Origin of the sequence: Priestia sp. Y58 (assembly GCF_029522095.1) — a bacterium.
In the GTDB taxonomy this organism is placed as follows: Bacteria; Bacillota; Bacilli; order Bacillales; family Bacillaceae_H; genus Priestia; species Priestia megaterium_E.
Map to the genome: position 1 here is coordinate 208814 of NZ_JAKWFL010000006.1, position 25834 is coordinate 234647.

Genomic DNA, 25834 nt, shown 5'->3' on the forward strand with positions numbered 1-25834 from the left:
TTTTAGCGCACACGCCCAATTTCATTTGCCGCTTTATCCATGCTTCTATCATAAGCTTGCATTATTTTTTGATTTGCTTCAAAAGCTCTGTAAGCCGTCAGTAAATCAGTCATACTTTGAGCAGCATCTACATTGGAACGTTCAACAAATCCTTGCTTTAACTGATAAGAAACTCCTGGATTATTCCGTGCTGAAGGCAGGGGCTGATTGTTAAGGGTTTCATATAATCCATTCCCTGCCTTTTTAATCGTTTGTAAGTCACTAGCATAAGCAATACCGATTTGTGCAATCTGCTGATTATTTTCTGTTACGTTACCCTGTGAATCAACTGTAAAGTTTTCACTTTTTAGTTGAATTGGCTGATTATTTGTATTTAATACATAAGCTCCGGTAGACGTAGTTAAAAAACCTTCTTCATCTAATGTAAAATTACTGTTTCTTGTATATTGAGGCGTATTATCAGGGCTTTTTACCACAAAGAATAATCCGCCCTCTTTTGTAGGCATATTTTGCTCCATCAATGCAATATCAGTTGATTGAGACGTTTGCTGAAAATCACCTTGTGTAAAATTTGGAACTGTTTCTTGCATATACACGCCCGTATTAATCGCACCTATATCTTTTTTGTTCTGAACAGAGATGCTACGGTCAGTAGGTAAATCTTCAGATTCCATTCGCTGCAGTAACATATCAGGAAATGCCTTTAACGTACCTTGATCTGCTTTAAATCCTGGCGTATTAGCATTTGCTATGTTATTCGTTAATAAGTCAGTTTGACGCTGCTGAGACAGCATACCCGCTGCTGCCGTGTAAAACCCTTTAAACATACTTCATCCTCCTTACAAGTAAACGTTGTTCGTTATAGCCAGCTCACAGAGTATAATAAATAAAAGAAGAGACTCCTCTGTATGAAACGAGCCAATAGAGGAGTCTTTATTTAAACAATATTGCGACGAGATAGTTTATCAATATTATCGAGCATAATACCTGTTCCAACAGCTACACAACCCATTGGATTTTCTGCAATTAGCACAGGCACCTTTAATTCTTCCGCTAACAGCTGGTCCATACCGTGAAGCAATGCTCCACCGCCAGTTAAAATAACGCCTCTGTCTATAATATCGGCAGAAAGTTCGGGAGGTGTACGCTCTAATACACTTTTCGAAGCTTGTACAATGACGCTGACAGACTCTCTAAGTGCCTCCTCCACTTCTTCAGAATAAACAGTAACTGTACGAGGGAGGCCTGAAACCATGTCTCGCCCACGAATGTCCAGCTCTTCATTACGAGCTTTAGGAAACACCGTACCAATTTTCACTTTAATTTCTTCTGCTGTACGCTCTCCGATTAAGAGCTTATATTTTTGCTTAATGTACTGCAAAATTTCGGCATCAAAACGATCACCAGCCATCTTAATAGAAGCTGCTGTTACGATATCGCCCATTGAAAGGACGGCCACATCGGTTGTACCTCCACCAATATCTACGACCATATTTCCGCTCGGCTGAAAGATATCCATTCCAGCGCCAATAGCCGCGACTTTTGGTTCTTCTTCCAAATAAATGGTTTTTCCACCGCTTTTTTCAGCAGCTTCGCGAATGGCTTTTTGTTCAACAGAGGTAATATTTGTTGGACAACAAATTAAAATGCGAGGCTTGGATAAAAAACCTTTTACATTTAATTTGTTAATAAAGTGTTTGAGCATAGACTCTGTAATTTCGAAGTCAGCGATAACACCATCTTTTAGTGGACGAATGGCAATAATATTACTGGGCGTTCTTCCTACCATACGTCTCGCTTCTTCCCCTACTGCTAGCACTCTATTTGTATTTTTATCAATCGCCACAACAGACGGTTCATTTAACACAATTCCTTTGCCTTTAACGTGAATTAAGACGTTAGCTGTACCTAAATCGATACCAATGTCTTTTGCTAACATACCTTAAATCCTCCTTCTATTTACATATCTTTGCATGATACCCATTCTTTTTTCCTAATTTACTATTTTATCACAATTTGTATATGTATGTTGTTATTAGCAAAAATATTTATTATATACCTATTTTATCCAAAAAATAAAATGCCCTATACTACCTCTATAAAAAAGGCAATATTGGGCATTTTTTCATTTTACAGTTTCTTCTTCCTTTTTGTACTTTAATTTTGTTGCTTCTCCTCCACGCAAATGCCGAATAGATTTATGATAATCAAGAATTTCTTTTACTTCATTTGCTAACTCAGGATTTATTTCTGGTAGACGCTCTGTTAAATCTTTATGGACAGTACTTTTCGAAACGCCAAATTCTTTCGCAATTACACGAACTGTTTTCTTTGTTTCTACAATATACTTTCCAATCTTGATAGTTCTCTCTTTGATGTAATCGTGCACACTACTCGCCCTCCCCAAATTGGATATGAGAAGTATCCAAGGGAATGTATATATTATCCCTTTTCTAACATTCTCTTTATAGGTTTGTAACAGTTTATTAGCTTGTGTGCAGATATATGCTAGAAAAGTCAGTAAGGACAAGTGATTTCTTATATTTTTTTGAAAATTTAGTGTTTTTTATTTATTTTTTTAACATAATGCATCCCATTTTAAAAAATTTCATAAAAAAAGAAGCTCGGTTTTGCCAAGCTTCTTTTCGTATTTATAGCCTTGCTTTATGCATTTGGTTTAGACGTATCTGTTGAAGGGTGTTTTGAATCTTTATCTTCTTTAGTCTTTTCATCAGATGATTTTTCGCTATCCTTTGATTCTTCAGAAGAAGAGTCGTCTTTTGGTTCTGTCACTTCAGCTGCTTTGACTTCTTTGATAGAACTAACAGATTTTCCAAAATAACTGCTTGGATTAATTGCTACACCATCTTTACGAACTTCAAAATGCACATGTGTTTTTGCTTCTTGATTATATAAGCTTTTTCCAGCTTTTGCGATCGTTTGGCCTTGTTTAACAATATCTCCTACTTCTACATCAGCTTTCTCAAGAGATTGATACTGTGTGACTAAACCGTCTTTGTGATCAATTTCTACTACATAACCTAGTAAAGGATCTTTTGTTGCTTTTGTTACTGTACCGCTAGCTGCTGCTACAACATCAAATGATTTATCTCCCTTAACAGCTAAGTCAACACCTGTGTTTGGATGATACGTATTGTTGTAGAAAACTAGTGCTTCTTCTTGCTGTTTTTCAGATGCTTGATCGTCGTAGAAAGGCTTTTTCACGATAGCTGATGCTTCACTAGCAACTGGCATTTTTAAATTTTCAAGCGAAGCATTTACCTCTACAGCGTCGTCTCGATAAGCCGTACCGTCTTGGCTATAGCCGCTTTTGTCTTCTTTGCTAATATCATTTCCATTAGCTTGAAACCAAAGGACTGCTGTAAGAATAATTGCTGCACTCGCTAAATAGATAGCCGGGAACACCCAACGCTTTCTAACTAATTTTTGAACTTTCGATTTTGGAGAAGTACGTTTCTTTTCTTCCTCTCTCATATATCATCACCTCAGCAATCAGTCTGAACACAATTGAATGAATATATACACAGCGATAAAAAATTTTTTTCGATTATTTTTCAACAGATGAATCTAAAATATACATTTTATTTAAAAAAAGTGAAAAACATAAAAAAGACCCTGCTATAAGGGTCGTTGAATTAGCGTTTAGCTGTCAATTGTGCAACAAACTGATCGTTAGGAGTAATCGCAACACCTGTATAATAATGAGTAACAATATCTTTATACGTTTTTCCTTCCAGTGCCATACCATTTGCTCCGTACTGACTCATCCCAATACCATGTCCATATCCTTTTGTATTGATGATAATTTCATTCCCTTTTTTTGTCCAATGAAAGTCGGCTGACGATAAATCCAGTTTTTCCCGAACATCTTTTCCCGACAGTTCTTTACCGTTTATCTTTACGTAATCTACGCGCTGCCCCGGTGTTCTAGAGACGATTTCACCTACTGATCCACTGTTTGTTAATTTCACTCCAAGCCTCTGTTCAAAGCTAGCAACAGACATTACTTTCTGATTTGTAAATTCAGGAGACTTTTTATCCCATGGACTAGCTACACTTTTTAGATAAGGAATGGAATTCTTCCAATACGCTTCTGAATTTTCAGTGTAACCATTGCTGGTAGAAAAGAACGTAGCATTAATTGGCTTATTTTTATACGTAAGAATTTGACCTTGGGTGTCCTTCACTGCTTCTTGAATTTTTTTGATTTTCCAATCATAGTCTTTGTTCCATCCGCTTCTTAGCTCATCTTTATTTAAATATACTTGGTACTCTACGGTATCAGTCACATCCGCTCCTTGGGGAAGATGACTATTTCCATTCATCATAGTTTGCACAATATAGGTTCTGGCTGCCAAACTTTGAGCCTTAAGTGCTTCAAGTTCAAAAGTAGCAGGCATTTCAGCTGCTACTACCCCTACAAGATAGTCTTCGAGCGGCAGTTTTTCTACTTTTTTCGTTTCCGTACGATAAACACTGACATCAAGAGGAGACGCTGTCACTTTTTGTAGTTTTTCGGTTTTTGGGGTCTGTTTGACATTTTCATGTAGCTTTCCATCTGTCTTTTCAGTAAAAGGAACAACGAGAAGTGTTGGGATGAGTAACACAACGAAAAAAAAGATGACTCCTAGTACGACGATTGGCTTTGCTTGTTTCATGAACGCCTAGCCTCCATATCTATTATTTTGACAAGGAACACCTATATCCCTATATTCCATATGTATGGAGGTGGACAACCTTTTATGACAGCAAACCGGCCATAAGGGTCGTCCAACGACAAAAAAAGCATCTCGCTATGAGATGCTTTTTTATGACATATTTACTTGACGTCTGAAGCCTGTTGAGTTTGTTCTACCTGCTTTGTTTCGTCATTTACACGTTCAATATCAGCGCCTAAAGCGGCTAATTTATTGTGGAAATTTACATAACCACGATCAAGGTGTTTTAATTCCGTTACACGCGTATAACCGTCTGCTACAAGTCCTGCTAATGTTAACGCTGCTGCTGCACGAAGATCTGTTGCTGCTACTTCAGCGCCTTGTAGTTGAGAAGGTCCGTTAATAATAACAGAGCGTCCTTCAATTTTAATATCAGCGTTCATGCGGCGAAACTCTTCTACGTGCATAAAGCGGTTTTCAAAAACTGTTTCTGTAATCATACTTGTGCCTTCTGCTGCTAATAATAATGCCATCATTTGAGATTGCATATCCGTAGGGAACCCTGGATGAGGCATTGTTTTAATATCTACTGATTTTAGCTTTTCAGGTCCTACAACACGTAAGCCGTCGCCTTCTTCAGTAATTTCAACACCCATTTCTTCCATTTTAGCAACAAGTGAACTGATGTGCTCTGCTACTGCACCGCGTACAAGTACGTTTCCACCTGTAATAGCTGCTGCTACCATGAATGTTCCAGCTTCGATACGATCTGGAATAATTGCATGTTCTGCACCATATAATTTATTAACACCTTCAATACGGATCGTACCAGTTCCTGCACCGCGAACTTTAGCGCCCATTGCGTTTAAGAAGTTTGCTAAGTCGACAATTTCAGGTTCTTTTGCTACGTTTTCCATAATTGTAGTGCCTTCCGCTAATGCTGCTGCCATCATAATATTTTCTGTGGCACCTACACTTGGGAAGTCTAAATAAATTTTAGCACCTTTTAGTCTTCCTTCAACTTTTGCATCAATAAAACCATTTCCTACTTGAACTTTAGCACCCATTGCTTCAAAGCCTTTAAGGTGCTGATCAATCGGTCTTGATCCAATCGCACATCCACCAGGTAAAGCTACACGAGCCTCACCCATACGCGCCAATAAAGGACCCATTACAAGTACTGAAGCGCGCATTTTTCTTACATATTCAAAAGGTGCATCTGTTTTTAACTCTCTTGATGCATCTACAACTACACGATTTGTTTCAAAATCTACTTCTGCATTCAGATGTCTTAAAACTTCGCCAATCGTAAATACATCGGAGAGAGCTGGTACATCATTTAGAATTGTTTTTCCTTCACTAGCTAATAAGGTTGCAGTGATAATAGGTAAAACGGCATTTTTTGCTCCTTCAACTTTAACTGTACCGCTTAATCTATTTCCACCGCGGACGATGATTTTTTCCAAGGTATTCCCCTCCGCGTCCATTTTCTCTATATTAATATTCAGACGTAATGATAGGTGTGCCAACAACTATGGTTGTTTGACCGCCCATTCTTGTCTTGCGTAATGCAATTTGTAAGTTCATTTCCTGCTTTTTCGTTTGAAGAGCTTCTTTCCACAGTCCAGTATATGCTGAAACAGAGGTAAATGACTCTTCCACTAGAGATTCCACTGGTTTAGCATTGAAAGCTCGTAATAGGTCTTGAATTTCAACAGACAAAACACTTTCCATCTTATCATTGATTTCCCCTGTTGCACAAGAGAAAATTATGGGTTCTGACAGGAAAATTTTTTCATAATTTGTCTGAAATACATTTTGAAAATGGGTCATATTTTTTTCTTTTAAACCTTGTCCCGTTACATGATACGATATGTACGCATTGCTGTGTTCATCGATCGCATAAGTTAACAGAATGACTTCGTTCACATCTTCACTTTTGCGTGTACCTATTGCTTTCCATAGGTCTCTTTCCCTCTTCACTTCCCATTTAAAACCTCTAAAATTACTTTTAATACTTTCAGCTTGCGAATAAAAGGTTTTTTGGTCAGTAACAGCTTTTACTTCTTCTCTTGCATACAACGATACTTCAGTTAACGAAACATGCTGCTTATTTAAGGTGTGAACAATCTTCTCAATAGTAGTTTCATTGTTTTGGGCATTGCTCACATAACTTCCATGATATACGAATAAGCCAGTAATGAAAATAGCCAAAAAGACACTAATTTTTTTAAACATTTCGCCACTCCCTCTCCGTACTCATCAGTCTTTCCAGAAGGCGATGATACATACATGAAAAGGGTCGTCATATTTAGACATAGCGACATACATTAGCGTATAAATTCGTATATCTTCAACGAATGAACGTCTATTTTATCATAGACTCATAGCCTGCCAATCATTGAAAAAATGAGGGAATGCGCTGTGACCAAAATAAATAATCCAAAAAGAAATTACTTACTGTTGATGAAATAGTAATGGTCAATAAAATAAGCATTAATTTTGCTTGAAACACATGATTAGGTTTCATCAGCTTTTCAATTTGAAAGCCTTGCAAAGCATACCAAGTAATCACAATAAAAATCAAATGTGAAATCATGGTTAGTAACGTTTGCTGCTCAATTCCTCCAAACAATAAAAGCACTCCTTTTAAACACCATATGAAAAGAAGAGACGATCATCGTCTCTTCTTTTCATATTAAAGCACACTTATGCAAATTCGTAAACGGTAACATGAAAAACATTTATTTTATTCCCTATTTTAAGATCCTTTTCCATTATTAAGAAAAATAAAGAAGACGGATACGCTTAGTTAAATAGAATATATAATCATAGACGAATGCTATTTGCTCTTCCTCTTTTATATAATAGAGCAAAAAAGCCCTCTCATTCGTTTGAGAGGGCTTTTTTTAGAACTTACGTTGACTAATATCTAAACGATTGACTGCCCGTTTTAAGGCAATTTCAGCACGCTTAACATCAACGTCGTCTTGTTTGCTATCAAGGCGCATTTCAGCGCGCTTTTTCGCTTCTTCTGCACGAGCTACGTCAATCGCTTCAGCTGTTTCAGCAGCCTGTGCAAGAATTGTTACTTTGTCAGGTCTTACTTCAAGAAATCCTCCGCTAACAGCCACAAGTTCTGTACTGCTTGCTTTCTTCAAGCGGACGGCTCCAATTTGTAAAGGAGCAACCATCGGAATATGGCCATGTAAAATACCAAGCTCACCGCTCTGTGCTCGGGTACTTACCATTTCCACTTCTGATTCGTAAACTGGGCCATCAGGAGTCACTACACTGACATGGATTGTCTTCATTTAAAAAACCTCCTATGTCCCTTAAATTAAACTTCTACTCCCATACGTTTCGCATTTTCAATAACTTCTTCAATGCGACCAACTAAACGGAACGCATCTTCAGGTAAATGATCGTATTTACCTTCCAAGATCTCTTTAAATCCTTTAACAGTTTCTTTTACAGGAACATAAGAACCTTTTTGACCTGTAAATTGTTCTGCTACGTGGAAGTTTTGAGACAAGAAGAATTGAACGCGACGAGCACGTTGTACAACAAGTTTATCTTCATCAGATAACTCATCCATACCTAGGATTGCAATGATATCTTGTAACTCTTTATAACGCTGTAACGTTTGTTGAACTTGACGCGCAATTGCATAGTGCTCTTCTCCAACAATTTCAGGAGATAAAGCGCGAGATGTAGATGCTAATGGATCTACCGCAGGGTAAATACCCATCTCTGATAATTTACGCTCTAAGTTTGTTGTTGCATCTAAGTGAGCAAATGTTGTCGCTGGAGCTGGATCCGTATAGTCATCGGCTGGTACGTAAATCGCTTGAATCGATGTTACAGAACCTACGCTTGTTGACGTGATACGCTCTTGAAGCTGACCCATTTCTGTCGCTAATGTTGGCTGATAACCTACTGCTGATGGCATACGGCCAAGTAATGCTGATACTTCTGAACCCGCTTGTGTGAAACGGAAGATATTATCGATAAAGAATAATACGTCTTGACCTTGTTCGTCACGGAAGTATTCTGCCATTGTTAATCCTGTTAATGCAACACGCTGACGTGCACCAGGCGGCTCATTCATTTGTCCAAATACCATAGCCGTCTTCTTAATAACACCAGAGTCTGTCATTTCATGGTATAAGTCATTACCTTCACGCGTACGCTCACCTACACCAGCGAATACCGAAATACCGCCGTGCTCTTGAGCAATGTTATTGATTAACTCTTGAATTAATACTGTTTTACCTACACCGGCACCACCGAATAGACCGATTTTTCCACCTTTAATGTAAGGAGCTAATAAGTCTACTACTTTAATACCTGTTTCAAGAATTTCAGCTTGTGTAGATAGATTTTCGAACTTTGGTGCTTGACGGTGGATCGGATCACGACGTGCACCTGCATCGATTGGGGCGTCTAAGTCGATTTTTTCACCTAATACGTTAAATACACGACCTAACGTAACGTCACCAACTGGTACTGAGATTGCTGCACCTGTATCTTCTACTTCTAATCCACGAACTAAGCCGTCAGTGGATGACATTGCTACTGTACGAACTGTGTTATCACCTAAGTGAATCGCAACTTCTAATGTTAATTCGATTGCAACTTCACTTGCACTGCTCGGTTTATGTGAAATTTTAAGGGCGTTATAAATTGCCGGAAGGTGTCCGTTGTCAAACTTTACGTCTACAACTGGACCCATGATTTGAGTAACGCGTCCTTTTGTCATCGTGTTCCCTCCTAACTTGCTTTTCCATTAAACTTTCTATTCTAACGCTGCCGCTCCGCCAACAATTTCCGTAATTTCCTGGGTAATTGCCGCTTGACGTGCACGGTTATATGACAATGTAAGATTATTGATAAGATCTTTTGCATTGTCTGTTGCACTTTTCATCGCTGTCATACGAGCAGCATGCTCACTTGCTTTTCCATCAAGTAGGCCGCCGTAAATTAAACTCTCTGCATACTGAGGAAGTAATACTTCTAAAATCTCTTCTTGTGATGGTTCAAATTCATAACCAACAAGTTTACCAGAAGGTTGAAGATCTGTTAGAGGCAATAGCTTCTTCTCCGTCACTTCTTGTGAAATCGTATTGATAAAGTGATTGTAGTATAAGTAAAGTTCATCAAACGTACCGTCCGCAAACATTTGAACTGTTTGTGAAGCAATTCCTTGAATGTCAGCAAAAGCTGGCTGATCTGCTAAGCCTGTGATTTCAAGCAAAACCGGAATACCGCGTTTTACGAAGAAATCTCTCCCTACTCGTCCAATTGCAATCACACCGTATTCATCAGGTGATTGATGGCGTTCTTCAATAGCTTGAGATACTTTTCGCAAAATATTACTGTTATATGCTCCTGCTAGACCGCGATCTGAAGTGATTACGATATAACCAGTCTTCTTCACGCTGCGCGCAGTTAACATTGGATGTGAAGCGCCTCTGCTGCCTAGGGCTACACTTGAGACTACCTCTTGAATTTTTTCCATATATGGAACAAACGATTTTGCATTTTGTTCCGCTCTATTCAGCTTTGCAGCTGAAACCATTTCCATTGCTTTCGTAATCTGGCTCGTTTTTTTCGTCGATGTGATTCGAGTTTGTATATCACGTAATGATGCCAAAGGTTTCACCACCTTGTTTTAGAAGATCACGTGGTATGAAAGGTGAACAAATGTTCACCTTCACCTTATTGAAAGATTGTCTTAACATACCATGCTGACAATATATTATTCAGATGCAATAAATGTTTTCTTGAATTCTTCAAGTGCTGATTCGAATACGCCAGCTTCAGGAAGGCCACCAGTTGTACGGATTGATTCAAGTACTTCTTTACGGTTTGATTCTAACCATGTTAAGTACTCGTCTTCAAAGCGTGTAATATCTGATACTGGAACATCATCTAAGAAGCCTTTTGTTAATGCGTAAAGCACAGCTACTTGTTTTTCTACGCGAAGCGGTTTGTGTAAACCTTGTTTTAAGATTTCAACTGTACGCGCTCCTCGATTTAATTTTGCTTGAGTTGCTTGGTCAAGATCAGAACCGAACTGAGCAAACGATTCAAGCTCACGATAAGATGCAAGGTCTAGACGCAGTGTACCTGCTACCTTTTTCATCGCTTTAATTTGTGCAGATCCCCCTACACGTGATACAGAAAGACCAGCATTAATCGCAGGACGTACGCCTGAGAAGAATAGATCTGACTGTAAGAAAATTTGTCCGTCTGTAATCGAAATTACGTTCGTTGGGATATAAGCAGATACGTCTCCTGCTTGCGTTTCAATAAATGGAAGAGCTGTTAATGAACCTCCACCTTTTGCGTCCGATAACTTTGCCGCACGCTCTAATAAACGAGAGTGCAGATAGAATACATCCCCTGGGTACGCTTCACGACCTGGAGGACGGCGTAATAGTAATGAAAGTTCACGATAAGCTGATGCTTGTTTTGTTAAGTCATCGTAAATAACAAGTACGTGCTTACCGTTATACATAAACTCTTCACCCATTGTTACTCCAGCGTATGGTGCTAAGAATAATAGTGGAGCTGGTTGTGAAGCTGATGCTGTTACAACGATTGTGTAATCTAGAGCACCGTGTTTACGTAATGTCTCTACTACGTTACGAACTGTTGATTCTTTTTGGCCAATCGCTACATAGATACATACCATATCTTGATCTTTTTGGTTTAAGATTGTATCGATTGCTACCGATGTTTTACCCGTTTGACGGTCACCGATAATTAACTCACGCTGTCCACGGCCGATCGGCACAAGTGCGTCAATCGCCTTGATACCTGTTTGAAGCGGCTCATGTACTGATTTACGATCCATAACGCCAGGTGCAGCACCTTCAATTGGACGTGTTTTTGTTGTTTCTACCGGGCCTAAGCCGTCTACTGGCTGACCTAATGAGTTAACAACACGACCGATTAACTGCTCTCCTACTGGAACTTCCATGATGCGTCCTGTACGGCGAACTTCGTCACCTTCACGAATTTCTGTATATGGTCCTAAAATAATGATACCTACATTGTTTTCTTCTAAGTTTTGTGCCATTCCCATGACACCATTTGAAAATTCAACCAGTTCTCCAGCCATGACATTGTCGAGGCCATGAGCACGTGCGATACCATCCCCAACTTGGATAACAGTACCTACATCACTCACTTTAATCTCAGACTGATAGTTTTCAATTTGCTGCTTGATCAGCGCACTAATTTCTTCAGCTTTGATGCTCATGAATTTCACCCCTATCTACGATCTGTGTGCAAGAAGTCCTCGGTGGATCGTTTCTAATTTGCTGCTAATGCTGCCATCATAGATACGATTACCAATGCGAAGCTTCACGCCGCCGATTAGGCTTTTATCTACTACATTTGAAATATTTAACGTATGTTTTCCAACTTTTGAAGCAAATGATTGCGAGATTGCTCGTTTCTCATCTGCGCTTAAAGGTTTGACAGAATAAACAGTTGCGTCTGCCACGCCACGTACTTCGTTCGCTAGGAAACGATACTCTTGCACCATTTGGCTAACAATTTGAATGCGGTGACGCTCTAATAATAGAAGAACCGTATGTTGAACAGTTGGTGAAAGTTCAGCAAATGCCTCACTTACAAACTGTTTTTTTCGCTCAATTGTAATTTTTGGATGAGTTAATACATCCATTAATTCAGGTGTTTTAGCAAACACCTCTTCAACGATTTGTAGCTGGTCTTGCATTTCATCGATCATCTGTTTTTCTGTTGCTAATTGAAAAAGAGCTAGTGCATAGCGCTTGGCTACAGCTGGTTGACTCATCGTACATCCCCTACTTCTTGGATATATTCATGAATTAACTTCTCTTGATCTTGTTCAGAAAGTTCTTTTTCAATAACTTTCGACGCAATTAAAACAGATAATGAAGCAACTTGCTCACGTAACGCAGCAACTGCTTGATCTTTTTGCTGTTCGATTTCTTGTTTTGCTGCAGCTTTTAGACGCTCAGACTCTTCGCGTGCTGCTGCAATGATTTCTTCTTTTTTATCTTCTGCAGACTTTCTAGCGTTTTCCATCATTACTTGCACTTCTTGACGAGATTGCTTTAAGATTTCACGCTGCTCTTCAACAAGCTTCTTCGCTTCCTCATTTTGCTTTTCTGCTTCATCAATCTCACCGGCAATATGCTCTTCACGTTTTTTCATGATTCCCATTACAGGACCAAACGCGAATTTTTGAAGTAACGCAAGTAGGATAAGGAACATCACTAATTGGAAAAGAATATCTCCACCATTAATGCCTGCTGCTCCTAACACAAACATGTTCGACACGGCCATGTTCACTCCCTTCAGAGACTCCACATATATAATTTACTTCTTAAAGACATAAAGTAATGGCGAAGGTTCTTTTGAATGATCTTCGCCACATGTAACACATTATTATTTACCTTGTACCATGAATGCAATAACTACGGCGATAATTGGAAGCGCCTCAACTAAGGCAACCCCAACGAACATCATTGAAGTTAATGTACCACGTGCTTCTGGTTGGCGAGCTGTGCCTTCAATCGTCTTAGAAACGATAAGACCGTTACCAATACCAGCACCTAGTGCCGCTAAACCAATCGCAATTGCAGATGCTATTAAACCCATTTTATAAAGTCCTCCCTTAATATATATGATTTTGTTTAACTAAGTTTTGTTTTGTCCAAATTGGGTATTACTTGAACAAAGCTTTATAAATTAATGGTCGCTACTCACTTTGTGAGATAAATAAACCATCGTTAACATTGTGAAAATGAAGGCCTGAATTGCGCCTACAAAAATACTGAATCCTTGCCATAAAAGCATTGGGATAGCAGCTCCAATTGTACCTAGGAAGCCTGTTGTTGCTAAACCAGCTAGCAAGCTTAACAAAATTTCCCCAGCATAAATATTACCGTAAAGACGAAGGCCAAGCGTTAACGTATTGGCAAACTCCTCGATAATCTTAAGCGGGAATAAAAATGCCATTGGCTTGAAGTAATCTTTCGTGTATGCAGAGAAACCTCGCATTTTAATACCATAATAATGTGATAGTACAACTACCATAACGGCTAACGTCAGCGTAATTGCTGGATCAGCGGTTGGCGATTTCCACCATAAGTTATGGTCAATCACGATGGCAAATGGAAGACCCAACATATTTGACACAAAAATGTACATAAGTAAAGTTACACCTAGCGTCAAAAAGCGGCCACCTGTTTTCCAATCCATATTGCTATTAACGAGTCCTTTAACAAAATCTAAGACCCATTCAATAAAGTTTTGTGCACCGCTTGGCTTCATAGCAAGAGTACGAGTACATAAAACTGCAATTAAGAATACAATAACAGAAGCTACGGTAACCATAAGCAAGTTACTTTGACTAAAAGTAAGGCCTAGAAACTCTATAGTTGGTGATTCATGACCCAACTGTGTTCACCTCTCTTTCTATCTTCTACGCATATTTTGAACAACTAAATCTATGATAATGACAACATAATACGTCATTAATCCCACAACTACACTAATAATATGAAAGGTTTTTGGATAAGAGATGGTAATCACAACTGCGAGAGCAGCTGTTGCAAATCTTACAACAGTCCCAATTGAACGGGGCTTTTTCCCCTCATCCAACGCCTGTCCAAACTGCTCAAACTTTCTTACTAAGTTCCACAAATTATACAAACTCAGGGCGGTTCCTAAAATTAAACCTGCAAAAACAGCCTTATAACTTGTAAATCCCCAGCCGAGAACGTATAATGCTAACAAATACAATATGTATGAACGAAGTCTTGGAAAAACGTGCTGCAAATCCTGCATGAATTATTAATCTCCTGAAAAAAAATGGTGGACTGTCCGCAGCATCATAAAAACACCTGCTGCTAGCCCTAAAAGAAGGCCTAAAATCAAAAATAGTGGTTCGGTGTCAAGCCATTGATCAGCCCATCTTCCAGAGAATAAGCCAATTAAGACTGAACCTGCTAACTGTGATAGAATGATTGACACTAATGCCATCGCTTGCAAAGGATGACGGTTGCGATCTTTCATAAGCTCATACCCCTTTTGCAAAATTTTCTTTTTTCCGAATTCTCTATCGTTTTTATAGCTCAATATATGATAGAAAGGCAAAAAAAATTGCTAAAAAAGGTAAAAACAGCTAATAAAATACGCAGAAATATCAACGGTTTTCACAGGTTGAAAACCTTATCATTTATATTCCCTGTAAGCATACAATAGCGTATATTTAATGTCAATGTGTTTAAGCTAAAAACTTCACAATCTCTTCTTATTGTTCACATTTCTGCCACACATAAAACCTCTTCAAATGAAAACATTTAAAGAGGTTCATTCAATCGTTATTGTACTGTGTACAACCTGCTCTTGTCTATGCTTTTTCACAAATGCAAATATTTGGTACGACCCTGGTACAAGCGATTCATCAATCGTTATTTTTCGTTTTCTCATGCCTCTTTCTACATCAACGTCAACATCTAAATACGATACAAACTGTAAAGACTGCTTATCAAAAAGAGCAACGCCTAACTGATCTGCTCCTTCAGGCAAAAACAGTTCATAGCTATACGTATTTTTCTCTTTTTCCGCTGCTACTTGCAATCCCATGACACGAGGATAATCTGGAATGCTAACCATGTACATATAAGGAAGCGAAAATGTTTCACGTGAATCATTTATTTCCAAATATCCGTCATATATACCTTTATTTTTAAAACGGGGCTGCACCGATAAAGTGACAGCTATTTCTTTTGTCTGATGGGGCTGCACTGTGACGGGTAATGGAACATCCCAGTTCACTCCTTCATCCCTTTTTGGAACGTTTAAGCGATACGTTTTTGCTTTATCAGACTGGTTATCAATTTTAAATGATAAGACTTTCTTTGATGGGCGCGTAAAAATACCGAAAGATAAAGAAGATGGATAAAATAAAGAGTCTGCTGTGACAGCTTTTGCTATTTGAATTCTCCCGGCTCCTTGTTCATATACACGATACGTTTGGCCATTTAGCTGCTGCATTACTTTACTTGTGTTCATCAATGAAGCTTTGACTTGTTCAGGAGACCAGTTGGGGTGAGCTTGTAAAATAAGAGCGCACGCTCCAGTTACATGGGGCGCAGCCATACTTGTTCCATGCATGCGTTCATATCCCCCAGGAACTGTACTATTAATGAAGTAACCAGGTGCGACGACGTCCGGCTTGATTCCCCAAGTAGTCGTTACAGGCCCTCTTGAACTGAAAGATGTGAGCAAGTCTTGCACCACTTGCTTGCCAGTGCGTAAGTATGGCTGTTGAGACTGAATGTGTTGATTAATGGTATCACCGCTTTTTTTACTTACCCATATCACTGGAATATTTACTGACTCTTGTAGTTTACCGATTATGCTTTTTTCAGTCGGGCTATATAAAAGAACAGCTTTTGCTCCAGCCTGTTCAGCTTGTTTAATCTTTTTTTCAACCGCATTTCCTTCTGCTTTTAGCAAAATGACGTTACCCAACGCATGCTTTTGCTCTTTGGAGTATTGTTCATTTATTACACGCAGCGTTTGATTAAACGTCCATGGACGAGACCCTTCTACTGGCGCCATCATAATTTTGTCTTTATTAAATCCGATTGTTAGAAATTGAACTGTTGTCGGGGAAACAGAAGCGCCAACAGAAATAGCTTTTCCCGCTGTACCTGGAGAGCCCACGGTCCATAAACCTGGACCTGAATTGCCGCTGGATGTAACCGTTACAATTCCTTTTTCAACAGCTCGATCTAACGCTAAGCTTGTTGGTAAATCAGGGCCATTCACATCATTTCCCAATGATAAATTAATAATATCTACATCATCTTGAATTGCTTTTTCGATAGCTAGAATAACACTTTCAGACGTTCCAGCTCCTCCAGGTCCAAGAGCTCGGTATGCATAGATTTCCGCTTGGGGTGCTACGCCTTTAATATTCCCATTCGCTGCAATAATACCAGCTACATGAGTACCGTGCAGAGTCGGTTCTCCTTGCTCACGAGTGGTTTCCATCGGCTCATAATCTTCATCTATTACATCGTAACCCCCTCTGTAGGTTTGTTTTAAATCAGGGTGAGAATAATCAACCCCCGTATCGATAACGCCTACTTTGATCCCTTTTCCTGTTAAGCGCTGATTGTGAGTATCAAACAAGCCTCTTACCTGTTCTGAGCCAATGAACGTTACGCTATTTTCTTCTGTAACCTGATAGTTTTTAATAGAATGTGAACTAATAATAGATGGATTCTGAGATAGTTTTTCCAAATCCGAGATGGAGCCGTTTAATGAAAGTCCTGTAAACACTGTGTGAAATTCGCTCTTAATCTTTATATTAGGATAATTTTTTTGTAGCTGACTTTTAAATTTCGTGAATTTTTCTTTTTTAATCATCACAATGATTGATTTTTCCTGATGATTCATTTCTTGTTTTATAGAAGGAAATGTCGGATTGAGCGACATTTGCCCTCCTCCACTTCCCAATATAAAGCTAATCATTAACCATTTAATCCACATAAAAAAACACCTCTCACACTATCGTGTCTCAAAGAGACGCTTTTCATGTGAAAGGTGTTTAGAAATCTTACGAAAGCGGATTAAAAGCTTCCGGTCTGTTTTCACGGCGGTTGAAATAGTAGCTAATAGCATCACAAATGCGTTTAGAAGCTAAGCCGTCTCCGTAAGGATTCGATGCTTGTGACATTTGCTTATATACGTCTTCATCTATTAACAGCTCTTTTGCTAGCGTATAAATCGTTTCTTCTTCCGTGCCTGCTAGTTTGAGCGTTCCTGCTTCAATTCCTTCCGGTCGCTCTGTTGTATCACGAAGTACCAATACAGGTACGCCTAATGAAGGAGCTTCTTCTTGAACACCGCCCGAATCTGTCAAAATAATATGAGCGCGCTCAGCGAAGTTATGGAAGTCAATTACATCTAACGGTTCAATTAAATGAATGCGTGGGTCATTTCCTAAGATATCGTTTGCTGTTTCTCTAACTACCGGATTCAAATGAACAGGATACACAACTTGCACATCTTCATGTTCATCCACAATACGTTTAACAGCACGGAACATATTTTTCATTGGTTCGCCTAAATTTTCTCGACGATGCGCCGTTAATAAAATAAGACGATCATCTCCCAATTTCGTTAACACTTCATGCTCATATGTCTTTTTTACTGTCGTTTTTAACGCATCGATAGCTGTGTTTCCAGTCACAAAGATTCGCTCTTCTTTTTTATTCTCCGCTTGCAAATTAGCTGCAGACTTATCTGTCGGAGCAAAGTGCAAATCAGCGAGAACGCCTGTAAGCTGACGGTTCATTTCTTCCGGATATGGAGAATATTTATTCCATGTGCGCAGACCTGCTTCAACATGTCCCACCTGAATTTGATTATAAAAAGCTGCCAGTCCGGCAATAAACGTCGTAGTCGTATCTCCGTGTACAAGTACGATGTCCGGCTTTACTTTTTTCATTACGTCGTCCAAACCTTCTAATCCTCTAGTCGTTACGTCCATAAGGGTTTGGCGATCTTTCATAATGTTAAGATCATAGTCAGGCTGAATGTCAAAAATGCTCAATACTTGGTCTAACATTTCACGGTGCTGAGCCGTTACTGTAACAATCGCTTCGAACTCCTCCGGTCGCTTTTTAAGCTCTAGCACTAGAGGGGCCATTTTAATTGCTTCTGGTCTTGTCCCGAATATCGTCATTACTTTAATTGGCTGCTTCATGTTCATCACCCGAATCTACAAATTATTTTGTACCGAATAAACGATCCCCTGCATCACCTAAACCTGGAACAATATATCCATGGTCATTTAATTTTTCATCTAATGCCGCAATGTAAATATCTACGTCAGGGTGTGCTTCTTTTACGATTTCCACGCCTTCAGGCGCAGCAATTAAACACATAAATTTAATGTTTTTAGCGCCTCTTTTTTTAAGAGAGTTGATTGCTTCTACAGCTGACCCTCCCGTTGCAAGCATAGGATCTACTACAATAAAGTCACGCTCTTCTACATCATTAGGCAGCTTTACATAATATTCAACAGGCTGTAATGTTTCTGGATCACGATATAAGCCAACGTGTCCAACTTTAGCAGCTGGCATTAGTTTTAAAAATCCATCTACCATGCCGATACCAGCACGAAGAATTGGAACGATACCAAGCTTTTTCCCTGCAATAACTTTTGACTTTGTTTTGCAAACCGGTGTTTCAATTTCAACGTCTTCTAGCGGTAAATCACGTGTCGCTTCAAAAGCCATTAAGCTTGCCACTTCATCAACTAATTCACGAAACTCTTTCGTTCCCGTTTTTACATCGCGTATGTAAGTTAATTTGTGTTGAATAAGCGGGTGATCAAATACGTATACTTTGCCCATTGATATCTCTCCTTATATATAAAGATGTACACATTAAAATACCATTCAACGAATTGAATGGTACGTACTAGTAAAAACATATCTCTTGCTAATTAAATTTATACATTGCATTCATTTTACAGAAAAAAGTTTTTGAGTTCAAGCATTATTCAAAAAATGATTGAATTGCTACCACTTTCTCCATAAAAAAACAGGCACAAAGGCCTGTCTCTCTTAGAGTGATTTATACATTTCAAACTTGCTTGTTAAAGCTTCAACGCGTGTTTTAGCTTCAGCTAACTTTTCTTCATCTTCAATATTTTTAAGCGTTAATCCGATGATAGAAGCAATTTCATCCATCTCTTCTAAGCCAAATCCGCGAGTTGTAACCGCAGCTGTACCAATACGAATACCGCTTGTTACAAATGGGCTTTGCTCATCATAAGGAATTGTATTTTTGTTTGTTGTAATACCTACATCATCAAGTGCTTTTTCAGCTACTTTACCTGTCAAATTCATTGAGCTTACGTCGATTAACACAAGGTGGTTGTCTGTTCCTTCAGATACAAGAGCAAATCCTTCTTTCTTTAATCCTTCTGCTAAACGATTAGCATTGTCGATGATATTTTGAGCATAGTGCTTAAATTCATCTTGTAATGCTTCACCAAATGCTACTGCTTTTGCAGCGATAACGTGCATTAATGGACCACCTTGAATACCAGGGAAGATTGACTTATCAATCTTTTTCGCGAATTCTTCTTTACATAAAATCATACCGCCGCGTGGTCCGCGCAGTGTTTTATGTGTTGTAGTTGTAACGAAATGAGCATGTGGCACAGGATTTTGATGAAGTCCTGCAGCTACTAGACCAGCAATGTGAGCCATGTCTACCATTAAATAAGCGCCTACTTCATCAGCGATTTCACGGAAACGCTTGAAGTCGATTGCGCGTGGATATGCGCTTGCACCAGCCACAATTAATTTTGGTTTATGTGTACGAGCTTTCTCTAATACATCATCGTAGTTAATACGATGTGTTTCGCGATCTACGCCATATTCGATGAAATTGTACTGAACACCACTAAAGTTAACAGGACTTCCGTGTGTTAAGTGACCGCCGTGCGATAAATTCATACCTAGTACTGTGTCTCCAGCTTCTAAAACAGTGAAGTATACAGCCATGTTTGCTTGTGCACCTGAGTGAGGTTGAACGTTCACGTGCTCTGCTCCGAAAATTTCTTTTGCACGATCACGAGCTAAGTCTTCTACTACGTCCACGTGTTCACAACCGCCGTAGTAACGTTTAGCTGGATAGCCTTCAGCATATTTATTTGTTAAAACTGAACCTTGTGCTTCCATTACCGCTGTTGTTACAAAGTTTTCTGAAGCAATTAGCTCAATTTTAGTACGTTGTCTTTGTAATTCATCCTTGATCGCATTATAAACTGCTGGATCTTGTTGCATTAGTTGTTTCTCCATCAAAATCCTCTCCTCGTTTCGTATTCGCAATGTTCGTTATTTGTTGATTCAACTACATTGTAACATGATTTATTTAGAATAAAAAAGAAAAAATGTGTATTATTTTAATATATTTAATTACGAAAGTTCGTAAAACGCTCTCATTCCACCAATTAGTTTTGGACGCGTCTTTGCTACAGTAACATGAGCGTGTCCAACTGCGTTTAACGTACAACGAACGGGTACTGCGACATGCTTTAAATGCATACCAATGAATGTATCTCCAATATCAATACCGGCATCAGCTTTAATAAACTCTACCAAAACAGGATCTTTAAGCTGGCCATAGGCCTGTGTAGCCATCGCTCCGCCTGCTTTATGAATAGGCACAACACTAACGATTTCTAAACGTTCTTTTCGAGCTAATTCTCTTTCTACTACCAGTGCTCGATTGAGGTGTTCACAGCATTGAAATGCTAAGTGGACACCCGTTTTTTTTCGAAAATCTGCTAGTGTATCAAAAATCATTTCTGCGACTTCCATTGCGCCTGCGGTTCCTATTTTTTCACCAATTACCTCGCTTGTACTGCATCCAATGACAAGTGTATGTTCTGAAGACAACTGCACTTGTGCTAAAAAATCAGATAAAACCGTTTCCAACTGCTCTTTCCATTTCGTAAGTTCAGACACGTTTTTCTTCCTTTCTTTCATTGAATACGTTCACATTATACAGTTACTGTTGCATCGCTTTGCTGCTCATACTGTTTAATTTTATTCACGCGATTTTCATGGCGACCGCCTTCAAATTCCGTCATTAACCAAATTTTCGCAATTTCACGTGCAAGCCCCGGCCCAATGACGCGTTCACCCATCGCCAAAATGTTGCTATCATTATGTTCTCTTGTTGCTTTTGCACTGAATGTATCATGCACTAGAGCGCAGCGAATTCCTTTTACTTTATTAGCTGCTATACTCATACCGATGCCTGTTCCACAAATAAGAATGCCTCGGCTTACTTCTTGGCTCGCCACTTTTTGGGCAACGGGAAGTGCATAATCCGGATAGTCGACAGATGCTGAGCATTCACACCCTAAATCCACATATTCAATATTTAATTCTTCCATTAAAGAGATAATTTCCTGTCGCAAATTTATACCGCCGTGGTCAGATGCAATAGCTACTTTCATCTTTGTTTCCTCCTCATACATACCTTCGTCTTATATTAAATTTCTGTTCATTTTAAGCCAGCAAAAATTTATGGGACCTTTTATAATTTGTCGACTATTTTGTTAATCATACGCTCTAACTCTTCTAAAGTCTGTTCGTACGTCTGTAATGATCCGCCAAACGGATCAGATACTTCACCTTGCTCGTCGGCAAATTCTTTTAGCGTAAATAATTTATCACTTACGTATGGAGCTTGGTTCAAAATCAGCATTTTATGCTGCTCCGTCATCGTAAAAATATAAGTAGCCCACATCAATTGTTCTTCCGTTAATGCTGCCGAAGCATGAGAACAAGCTATGCCTTTCTGTTGAAGGGCAACTTGTGCATGAACAGAAGCTTCGCTTCCATTTGAAGCGAATACACCTGCAGACTTCACGTTTATTCCATCTATCTCTTTTGCTTTGAGCAACGCTTCTGCCATAGGGCTGCGGCACGTGTTTCCTGTACATACAAATAAGATGTTTTTCAAGATACATCCTCCCTTGCTTTCACTATGTTCGACTATGTTGACATTCCACCCTATTGTATCTCTATTGCTTGCATAAATCCAGTTCGCTTTTCTGGGTATTTTTTATCCATTACCGCTTCATCCATCTCGAAAAAACGACTTCGCTTTCCTTCTTTTATCGCTACAATCCAAAAGAAGCAAAAAAAGACCATAACCTGCATGGTCATGATCCTTTACCAATTTATATATATTTAAAAAGGTAGTAACAATTTGATTCCAAAAGCTAATAAAATGCTCCCGCCCAGCGCCTCACTATATGAACCAAGCCAACCTTGTACTCTTCTGCCTAGCAGCAGTCCTAACCAAGTTAATAGCATACTCACTACACCAAAAACAATAATGGTCAAAAACGTTCTTGCCCCAAAAATACCTAAGCTAAGTCCAACAGAAAAACTATCTAGACTCACGCTGAGCGCAAAAAATAACAGTCCAAAGCCAACTGGTTTGATAAACGGCGTATCGTCATGCTTAAAGGAGGAATAAATCATCTGGGCTCCAAGAATCAGCAATAAAATCCCACCGCCATAGGTAGCAAACATTCCAAGTTTATCAGACAAAAGTCGTCCAATAAACATGCCTAACAGTGGCATCCAAATATGAAATACACCGATAACAACACCAATGTAGAAAATTTGGCGAAAGCGTAAACGAATTAATCCCATTCCCAAACCAACTGAGAAAGCATCCATTCCTAAGGCAAACGCCATAATGACTAACGTGATCATTTCACTAATTAACTGAGATACATTCATCTTTACCCTCCTCGGACGTGCTCCTATTTCAAAATATGCACATTCGAAAAGGTTTAGAAGATGAATTTTATTGCTTAATCACATGATGTCCTGCCGCTTTCATTAATCGATTCATAACGGCATGACCGACTCCTTCTTCAGAAAAACTTTCACTAACGATAATATCTACATCACACTCATTAAATGAACGAAGCGACTCGTATAAGTGGCTAGCAACCGTCTCTAAATTTGAACGAGATCCACATGTGATAACCGCATCCGCTTTATACGCATCTTCATGTTCAGATGTCGTTAATACCCCCACTCGCTTACCCCGATCTTTATAGCGATCAATAATAGATTGGAAAAAATCTGAACTGCCGTCAACGATGACAAGCGGTGCATCAGGTGCGTAATGCGTATATTTCATACCTGGAGATTTTGGCGCTTCTTTATCACTTAATAACGCTCGATCTACTTTTACGGGACCAATTACATTTTCCAACTCTTTCTGAGTAATGCCGCCCGGCCGTAAAATAATAGGAATCTCTTCGGTACAGTCAAGGACAGTCGACTCTACTCCTACCCCTGTTGCTCCTCCATCCACAACTCCGCTAATACGCCCTTCTAAATCATTCATCACATGATGAGCTAGAGTGGGACTTGGCTTGCCGGAAAGGTTTGCACTAGGAGCTGCGATAGGCAAAGCCACTTTCTTTAATAATGCGAGGGCTACCGGATGTGATGGCATTCTCACTGCAATGCTGTTTAAACCAGCCGTAACCTTATCTGAGACTCCATCTTTTTTGGGTAATATTACTGTAAGAGGGCCCGGCCAAAAAGCATCGATCACTTTCTCTGCTTTTGAAGGAATCGACTCTACAAATGTATGAAGCTGCTCTTTATCTCCAATATGAACAATAAGAGGGTTATCACTAGGACGTCCTTTCGCTGCAAAAATTTTATCCACAGCTTTATCTGATGTGGCATCTCCTCCTAATCCATACACCGTTTCTGTAGGAAAAGCAACTACTTCGTGATTGCGCAGCAAATCTGCCGCTTCTTCTATCTGTGGATAAATACCTTTTTCGTTCATAAAATTATCCACAACCCATAACTTAGTTTCCATCTTCTTCAACTCCTTTTTCTTTCTATATCTAGGTTTTTTTTACTTTAAAAGTACAATATGTATTAAAAGCAGTAAAATACATGCATTCATTATATCAACAAACAAGCTTTATCCACAAAATGTGGATAAAGCTTATATTTTTGTGAATAACATTGTGGATACCCCGTTAAAATGATTTATCCACATTTTCTTTTAACTAGCTGCATAAAACATCACGTAGACCTCCTGAGGGTTTGGTAACTTTTTTAAATAAGAATGCTCTTTTAACAACTCAGGCAGTGCACTGTAAGATGTTTGCTGAAAGTTCATCATTTGAAAAAAATGTAGAGAAGATGCCTTATTTGTTAGTAAATATAGTTGCTTCACGCCGTGCTTTTGAGCCAACTGGACGATGCTTTTAAATAGCAGCAGAATATCAGATTGCATTAAAGAAGGTGATACGACAAGGGAGCGGAGAATTCCATCCACACCCTCTTTTTCAAACCCAACTGTTGCTAGCAGCTCGCCTTCTTCATTTTCCATTATGACAAATTGATGAATATGCTCTTCCACGCCAGCTGTGCTAATGCCCGCTTTTTGTAAGAACTGTTGAATTCGAATATAATCATTTTCACTAGCAATTTTTAATTGTTCTCTCATTTTAATCACCTCAACTTGTTTTCTAGTAACAAATCTATGAGATGATTAAAAAAAGTAGAACTGAATTTTATTTTTAATGATTCTATTAATTAAATACTGACGATACCCATTCTACTACAAAAAACTTAACTTCTACAGAATCTTCTTTTGATTTAGAATCAGCTTTTTTCTTAGATGGAACAGACTTTTCAGCTTCTTTACTTTCCTTTTTTTCAGCCTTAGCACTTGTTTCTTCCTTTACTGTGCTGCGTGTATCTTTTGCAATTGCTTCTTTAGAAGATACTGTTGGTTGAGAAGGTTCCTCAGCCTTCTGCTCAATAGAATCCGATGTAATAGTTGCAGATTGAATTTCTGTTTTCGCTGCGGGTTCTTTACTTTCAGCCGATTTGTCATCTGTTTTGTCTGCAGATTTTGATTCAGAAGCTGCTGGTTTCTCTTTTTCTTCCTTTGGCTCTTCTTCAGATGGCTCCGGCGCTTTTACCGCTTCACCGTTTGAGAAATCTAAGAAGCATAAAGGAGGAAATAGTACACACCACCAGTTTGCTCCCTCTCCTTTGCCAAGAGTAATAAGCACGGCTTCGTACTCACCTGCTGGATATAAGAACTGACCGTACAACTTAGTAGGAAACTCTACTTTTCCGAATTTAACATGAACAGATTCATTTACGCCTTCTTCTTTTAACACTTCTTTCGCAATTGTTTCAAGCGCCGGCAAATTTTCTTTAATTGTTTTTCGAGCTACCGCTACGGATGTTAAATCTTTTACCCATTCTGTAATTTGTTCATTCACCCGGTCACGAATCAGACGTTTTACGTACTGGTCTTTTTCACCATCGCTGTTTGCTAAAATGCGCAGTCGAATCGCCTCGTCTGGAATGACTGCAGGCTGATCTGCCTGCACTTGGTTATGTGTATATATAAGTTGAGCATTTGCCCCAATAATTAATAAAATAAAATAAATGATAGCATATTTCTTCATTTCGGCCACCGCCCTTTCATAGGAACAGTATGGCCGAAAGCAAGATATCTTAAACTAGTAATTT

30 protein-coding genes are annotated in these 25834 nt (G+C 39.0%); all 30 read right to left on the reverse strand.

Annotated features, from left to right (window positions below; translation table 11 throughout):
* Positions 1-2: 2 nt before the first annotated feature.
* Positions 3-827: a flagellar hook-basal body protein gene (locus MMB68_RS19105; RefSeq protein WP_221785868.1), complete on the reverse strand. Its 825-nt coding sequence runs from the start codon at positions 825-827 to the stop codon at positions 3-5.
* A gap of 110 nt (positions 828-937) precedes the next feature.
* Positions 938-1939 (reverse strand): rod shape-determining protein, encoded by a 1002-nt coding sequence (gene mreB, locus MMB68_RS19110; RefSeq protein ID WP_013059791.1) that lies wholly within the window; start codon positions 1937-1939, stop codon positions 938-940.
* Positions 1940-2125: 186 nt separating this feature from the next.
* On the reverse strand, positions 2126-2389 hold the full coding sequence (spoIIID, locus tag MMB68_RS19115; RefSeq protein ID WP_013059792.1) for a sporulation transcriptional regulator SpoIIID: 264 nt from the start codon (positions 2387-2389) through the stop codon (positions 2126-2128).
* 275 nt (positions 2390-2664) lie between these two features.
* The gene (gene spoIIQ, locus MMB68_RS19120) at positions 2665-3495 is read right to left on the reverse strand and encodes a stage II sporulation protein SpoIIQ (protein ID WP_016765919.1); all 831 of its coding nucleotides are present in this window, start codon (positions 3493-3495) and stop codon (positions 2665-2667) included.
* A gap of 161 nt (positions 3496-3656) precedes the next feature.
* Complete coding sequence (gene spoIID / locus MMB68_RS19125) at positions 3657-4679, reverse strand: stage II sporulation protein D (RefSeq protein ID WP_277549252.1); 1023 nt, start codon at positions 4677-4679, stop codon at positions 3657-3659.
* 161 nt (positions 4680-4840) lie between these two features.
* Positions 4841-6145 carry a UDP-N-acetylglucosamine 1-carboxyvinyltransferase gene (gene murA / locus MMB68_RS19130; RefSeq protein ID WP_028411990.1) on the reverse strand — a complete coding sequence of 435 codons (1305 nt, stop codon included), beginning with the start codon at positions 6143-6145 and terminating at the stop codon, positions 4841-4843.
* A gap of 31 nt (positions 6146-6176) precedes the next feature.
* On the reverse strand, positions 6177-6917 hold the full coding sequence (locus tag MMB68_RS19135; RefSeq protein ID WP_028411989.1) for a YwmB family TATA-box binding protein: 741 nt from the start codon (positions 6915-6917) through the stop codon (positions 6177-6179).
* Between the two features lie 160 nt (positions 6918-7077).
* Positions 7078-7314, reverse strand: a complete 237-nt coding sequence (locus MMB68_RS19140) for a DUF1146 family protein (protein ID WP_013059797.1) — start codon at positions 7312-7314, stop codon at positions 7078-7080.
* A 274-nt stretch (positions 7315-7588) separates the two neighbouring features.
* On the reverse strand, positions 7589-7993 hold the full coding sequence (locus MMB68_RS19145) for a F0F1 ATP synthase subunit epsilon (RefSeq protein WP_028411988.1): 405 nt from the start codon (positions 7991-7993) through the stop codon (positions 7589-7591).
* 26 nt (positions 7994-8019) lie between these two features.
* Entirely contained in the window at positions 8020-9441 is a 1422-nt protein-coding gene (gene atpD / locus MMB68_RS19150) for a F0F1 ATP synthase subunit beta (RefSeq protein ID WP_013059799.1), read from the reverse strand.
* Positions 9442-9477: 36 nt separating this feature from the next.
* Positions 9478-10335 carry a F0F1 ATP synthase subunit gamma gene (locus MMB68_RS19155; protein ID WP_013059800.1) on the reverse strand — a complete coding sequence of 286 codons (858 nt, stop codon included), beginning with the start codon at positions 10333-10335 and terminating at the stop codon, positions 9478-9480.
* A 105-nt stretch (positions 10336-10440) separates the two neighbouring features.
* On the reverse strand, positions 10441-11949 hold the full coding sequence (atpA, locus tag MMB68_RS19160; RefSeq protein ID WP_013085461.1) for a F0F1 ATP synthase subunit alpha: 1509 nt from the start codon (positions 11947-11949) through the stop codon (positions 10441-10443).
* A gap of 15 nt (positions 11950-11964) precedes the next feature.
* Positions 11965-12510, reverse strand: a complete 546-nt coding sequence (locus tag MMB68_RS19165; RefSeq protein ID WP_028411987.1) for a F0F1 ATP synthase subunit delta — start codon at positions 12508-12510, stop codon at positions 11965-11967.
* Positions 12507-13025 (reverse strand): F0F1 ATP synthase subunit B, encoded by a 519-nt coding sequence (locus MMB68_RS19170; protein ID WP_013085463.1) that lies wholly within the window; start codon positions 13023-13025, stop codon positions 12507-12509. The genes MMB68_RS19165 and MMB68_RS19170 overlap by 4 nt, the downstream gene beginning before the upstream one ends.
* A gap of 102 nt (positions 13026-13127) precedes the next feature.
* Complete coding sequence (gene atpE / locus MMB68_RS19175) at positions 13128-13340, reverse strand: F0F1 ATP synthase subunit C (protein ID WP_013059804.1); 213 nt, start codon at positions 13338-13340, stop codon at positions 13128-13130.
* Positions 13341-13430: 90 nt separating this feature from the next.
* Positions 13431-14141 (reverse strand): F0F1 ATP synthase subunit A, encoded by a 711-nt coding sequence (atpB, locus tag MMB68_RS19180; protein WP_013059805.1) that lies wholly within the window; start codon positions 14139-14141, stop codon positions 13431-13433.
* An 18-nt stretch (positions 14142-14159) separates the two neighbouring features.
* The gene (locus tag MMB68_RS19185) at positions 14160-14531 is read right to left on the reverse strand and encodes an ATP synthase subunit I (RefSeq protein ID WP_013059806.1); all 372 of its coding nucleotides are present in this window, start codon (positions 14529-14531) and stop codon (positions 14160-14162) included.
* A gap of 6 nt (positions 14532-14537) precedes the next feature.
* Positions 14538-14759, reverse strand: a complete 222-nt coding sequence (locus tag MMB68_RS19190) for an AtpZ/AtpI family protein (protein ID WP_013059807.1) — start codon at positions 14757-14759, stop codon at positions 14538-14540.
* Positions 14760-15056: 297 nt separating this feature from the next.
* The gene (locus MMB68_RS19195) at positions 15057-17249 is read right to left on the reverse strand and encodes a S8 family serine peptidase (RefSeq protein ID WP_277549253.1); all 2193 of its coding nucleotides are present in this window, start codon (positions 17247-17249) and stop codon (positions 15057-15059) included.
* A gap of 67 nt (positions 17250-17316) precedes the next feature.
* Positions 17317-18468, reverse strand: coding sequence for a non-hydrolyzing UDP-N-acetylglucosamine 2-epimerase (wecB, locus tag MMB68_RS19200; RefSeq protein ID WP_277549254.1), 1152 nt, complete (start codon positions 18466-18468; stop codon positions 17317-17319).
* A 22-nt stretch (positions 18469-18490) separates the two neighbouring features.
* Complete coding sequence (upp, locus tag MMB68_RS19205; protein WP_013059810.1) at positions 18491-19120, reverse strand: uracil phosphoribosyltransferase; 630 nt, start codon at positions 19118-19120, stop codon at positions 18491-18493.
* A gap of 213 nt (positions 19121-19333) precedes the next feature.
* On the reverse strand, positions 19334-20578 hold the full coding sequence (locus tag MMB68_RS19210; RefSeq protein ID WP_013059811.1) for a serine hydroxymethyltransferase: 1245 nt from the start codon (positions 20576-20578) through the stop codon (positions 19334-19336).
* Between the two features lie 117 nt (positions 20579-20695).
* On the reverse strand, positions 20696-21247 hold the full coding sequence (locus MMB68_RS19215) for a TIGR01440 family protein (protein ID WP_029319400.1): 552 nt from the start codon (positions 21245-21247) through the stop codon (positions 20696-20698).
* A gap of 35 nt (positions 21248-21282) precedes the next feature.
* Positions 21283-21744, reverse strand: coding sequence for a ribose 5-phosphate isomerase B (gene rpiB, locus MMB68_RS19220; protein WP_153252777.1), 462 nt, complete (start codon positions 21742-21744; stop codon positions 21283-21285).
* A gap of 80 nt (positions 21745-21824) precedes the next feature.
* A complete protein-coding gene (locus MMB68_RS19225; RefSeq protein ID WP_153252778.1) occupies positions 21825-22253 on the reverse strand; it encodes a low molecular weight protein arginine phosphatase in 429 nt (142 codons plus the stop codon).
* A gap of 50 nt (positions 22254-22303) precedes the next feature.
* The gene (locus MMB68_RS19230) at positions 22304-22459 is read right to left on the reverse strand and encodes a hypothetical protein (protein ID WP_221785870.1); all 156 of its coding nucleotides are present in this window, start codon (positions 22457-22459) and stop codon (positions 22304-22306) included.
* A gap of 24 nt (positions 22460-22483) precedes the next feature.
* Positions 22484-23044, reverse strand: coding sequence for a manganese efflux pump MntP (locus tag MMB68_RS19235; protein WP_013059815.1), 561 nt, complete (start codon positions 23042-23044; stop codon positions 22484-22486).
* Between the two features lie 67 nt (positions 23045-23111).
* Positions 23112-24152, reverse strand: coding sequence for an L-threonylcarbamoyladenylate synthase (locus tag MMB68_RS19240; protein WP_221785871.1), 1041 nt, complete (start codon positions 24150-24152; stop codon positions 23112-23114).
* 192 nt (positions 24153-24344) lie between these two features.
* The gene (locus MMB68_RS19245; protein ID WP_221785872.1) at positions 24345-24791 is read right to left on the reverse strand and encodes a GNAT family N-acetyltransferase; all 447 of its coding nucleotides are present in this window, start codon (positions 24789-24791) and stop codon (positions 24345-24347) included.
* Positions 24792-24876: 85 nt separating this feature from the next.
* On the reverse strand, positions 24877-25770 hold the full coding sequence (spoIIR, locus tag MMB68_RS19250) for a stage II sporulation protein R (RefSeq protein WP_221785873.1): 894 nt from the start codon (positions 25768-25770) through the stop codon (positions 24877-24879).
* Positions 25771-25834: the final 64 nt, after the last annotated feature.

What these genes read in the sequence shown, in the direction of transcription:
- spoIID (WP_277549252.1), bottom strand. Translation starts at nt 4,679, where the DNA reads ATGAAACAAGCAAAGCCAATCGTCGTACTAGGAGTCATCTTTTTTTTC.
- MMB68_RS19195 (WP_277549253.1), bottom strand. Translation starts at nt 17,249, where the DNA reads ATGTGGATTAAATGGTTAATGATTAGCTTTATATTGGGAAGTGGAGGA.
- upp (WP_013059810.1), bottom strand. Translation starts at nt 19,120, where the DNA reads ATGGGCAAAGTATACGTATTTGATCACCCGCTTATTCAACACAAATTA.
- mreB (WP_013059791.1), bottom strand. Translation starts at nt 1,939, where the DNA reads ATGTTAGCAAAAGACATTGGTATCGATTTAGGTACAGCTAACGTCTTA.
- MMB68_RS19210 (WP_013059811.1), bottom strand. Translation starts at nt 20,578, where the DNA reads ATGGAGAAACAACTAATGCAACAAGATCCAGCAGTTTATAATGCGATC.
- wecB (WP_277549254.1), bottom strand. Translation starts at nt 18,468, where the DNA reads ATGAAGCAGCCAATTAAAGTAATGACGATATTCGGGACAAGACCAGAA.
- spoIIQ (WP_016765919.1), bottom strand. Translation starts at nt 3,495, where the DNA reads ATGAGAGAGGAAGAAAAGAAACGTACTTCTCCAAAATCGAAAGTTCAA.
- spoIIR (WP_221785873.1), bottom strand. Translation starts at nt 25,770, where the DNA reads ATGAAGAAATATGCTATCATTTATTTTATTTTATTAATTATTGGGGCA.
- MMB68_RS19165 (WP_028411987.1), bottom strand. Translation starts at nt 12,510, where the DNA reads ATGAGTCAACCAGCTGTAGCCAAGCGCTATGCACTAGCTCTTTTTCAA.
- atpA (WP_013085461.1), bottom strand. Translation starts at nt 11,949, where the DNA reads ATGAGCATCAAAGCTGAAGAAATTAGTGCGCTGATCAAGCAGCAAATT.
- MMB68_RS19240 (WP_221785871.1), bottom strand. Translation starts at nt 24,152, where the DNA reads ATGGAAACTAAGTTATGGGTTGTGGATAATTTTATGAACGAAAAAGGT.
- MMB68_RS19105 (WP_221785868.1), bottom strand. Translation starts at nt 827, where the DNA reads ATGTTTAAAGGGTTTTACACGGCAGCAGCGGGTATGCTGTCTCAGCAG.
- MMB68_RS19185 (WP_013059806.1), bottom strand. Translation starts at nt 14,531, where the DNA reads ATGCAGGATTTGCAGCACGTTTTTCCAAGACTTCGTTCATACATATTG.
- rpiB (WP_153252777.1), bottom strand. Translation starts at nt 21,744, where the DNA reads ATGAAAGTAGCTATTGCATCTGACCACGGCGGTATAAATTTGCGACAG.
- MMB68_RS19235 (WP_013059815.1), bottom strand. Translation starts at nt 23,044, where the DNA reads ATGAATGTATCTCAGTTAATTAGTGAAATGATCACGTTAGTCATTATG.
- atpE (WP_013059804.1), bottom strand. Translation starts at nt 13,340, where the DNA reads ATGGGTTTAATAGCATCTGCAATTGCGATTGGTTTAGCGGCACTAGGT.
- atpD (WP_013059799.1), bottom strand. Translation starts at nt 9,441, where the DNA reads ATGACAAAAGGACGCGTTACTCAAATCATGGGTCCAGTTGTAGACGTA.
- MMB68_RS19135 (WP_028411989.1), bottom strand. Translation starts at nt 6,917, where the DNA reads ATGTTTAAAAAAATTAGTGTCTTTTTGGCTATTTTCATTACTGGCTTA.
- MMB68_RS19245 (WP_221785872.1), bottom strand. Translation starts at nt 24,791, where the DNA reads ATGAGAGAACAATTAAAAATTGCTAGTGAAAATGATTATATTCGAATT.
- MMB68_RS19145 (WP_028411988.1), bottom strand. Translation starts at nt 7,993, where the DNA reads ATGAAGACAATCCATGTCAGTGTAGTGACTCCTGATGGCCCAGTTTAC.
- MMB68_RS19190 (WP_013059807.1), bottom strand. Translation starts at nt 14,759, where the DNA reads ATGAAAGATCGCAACCGTCATCCTTTGCAAGCGATGGCATTAGTGTCA.
- MMB68_RS19170 (WP_013085463.1), bottom strand. Translation starts at nt 13,025, where the DNA reads ATGGCCGTGTCGAACATGTTTGTGTTAGGAGCAGCAGGCATTAATGGT.
- MMB68_RS19230 (WP_221785870.1), bottom strand. Translation starts at nt 22,459, where the DNA reads ATGACCATGCAGGTTATGGTCTTTTTTTGCTTCTTTTGGATTGTAGCG.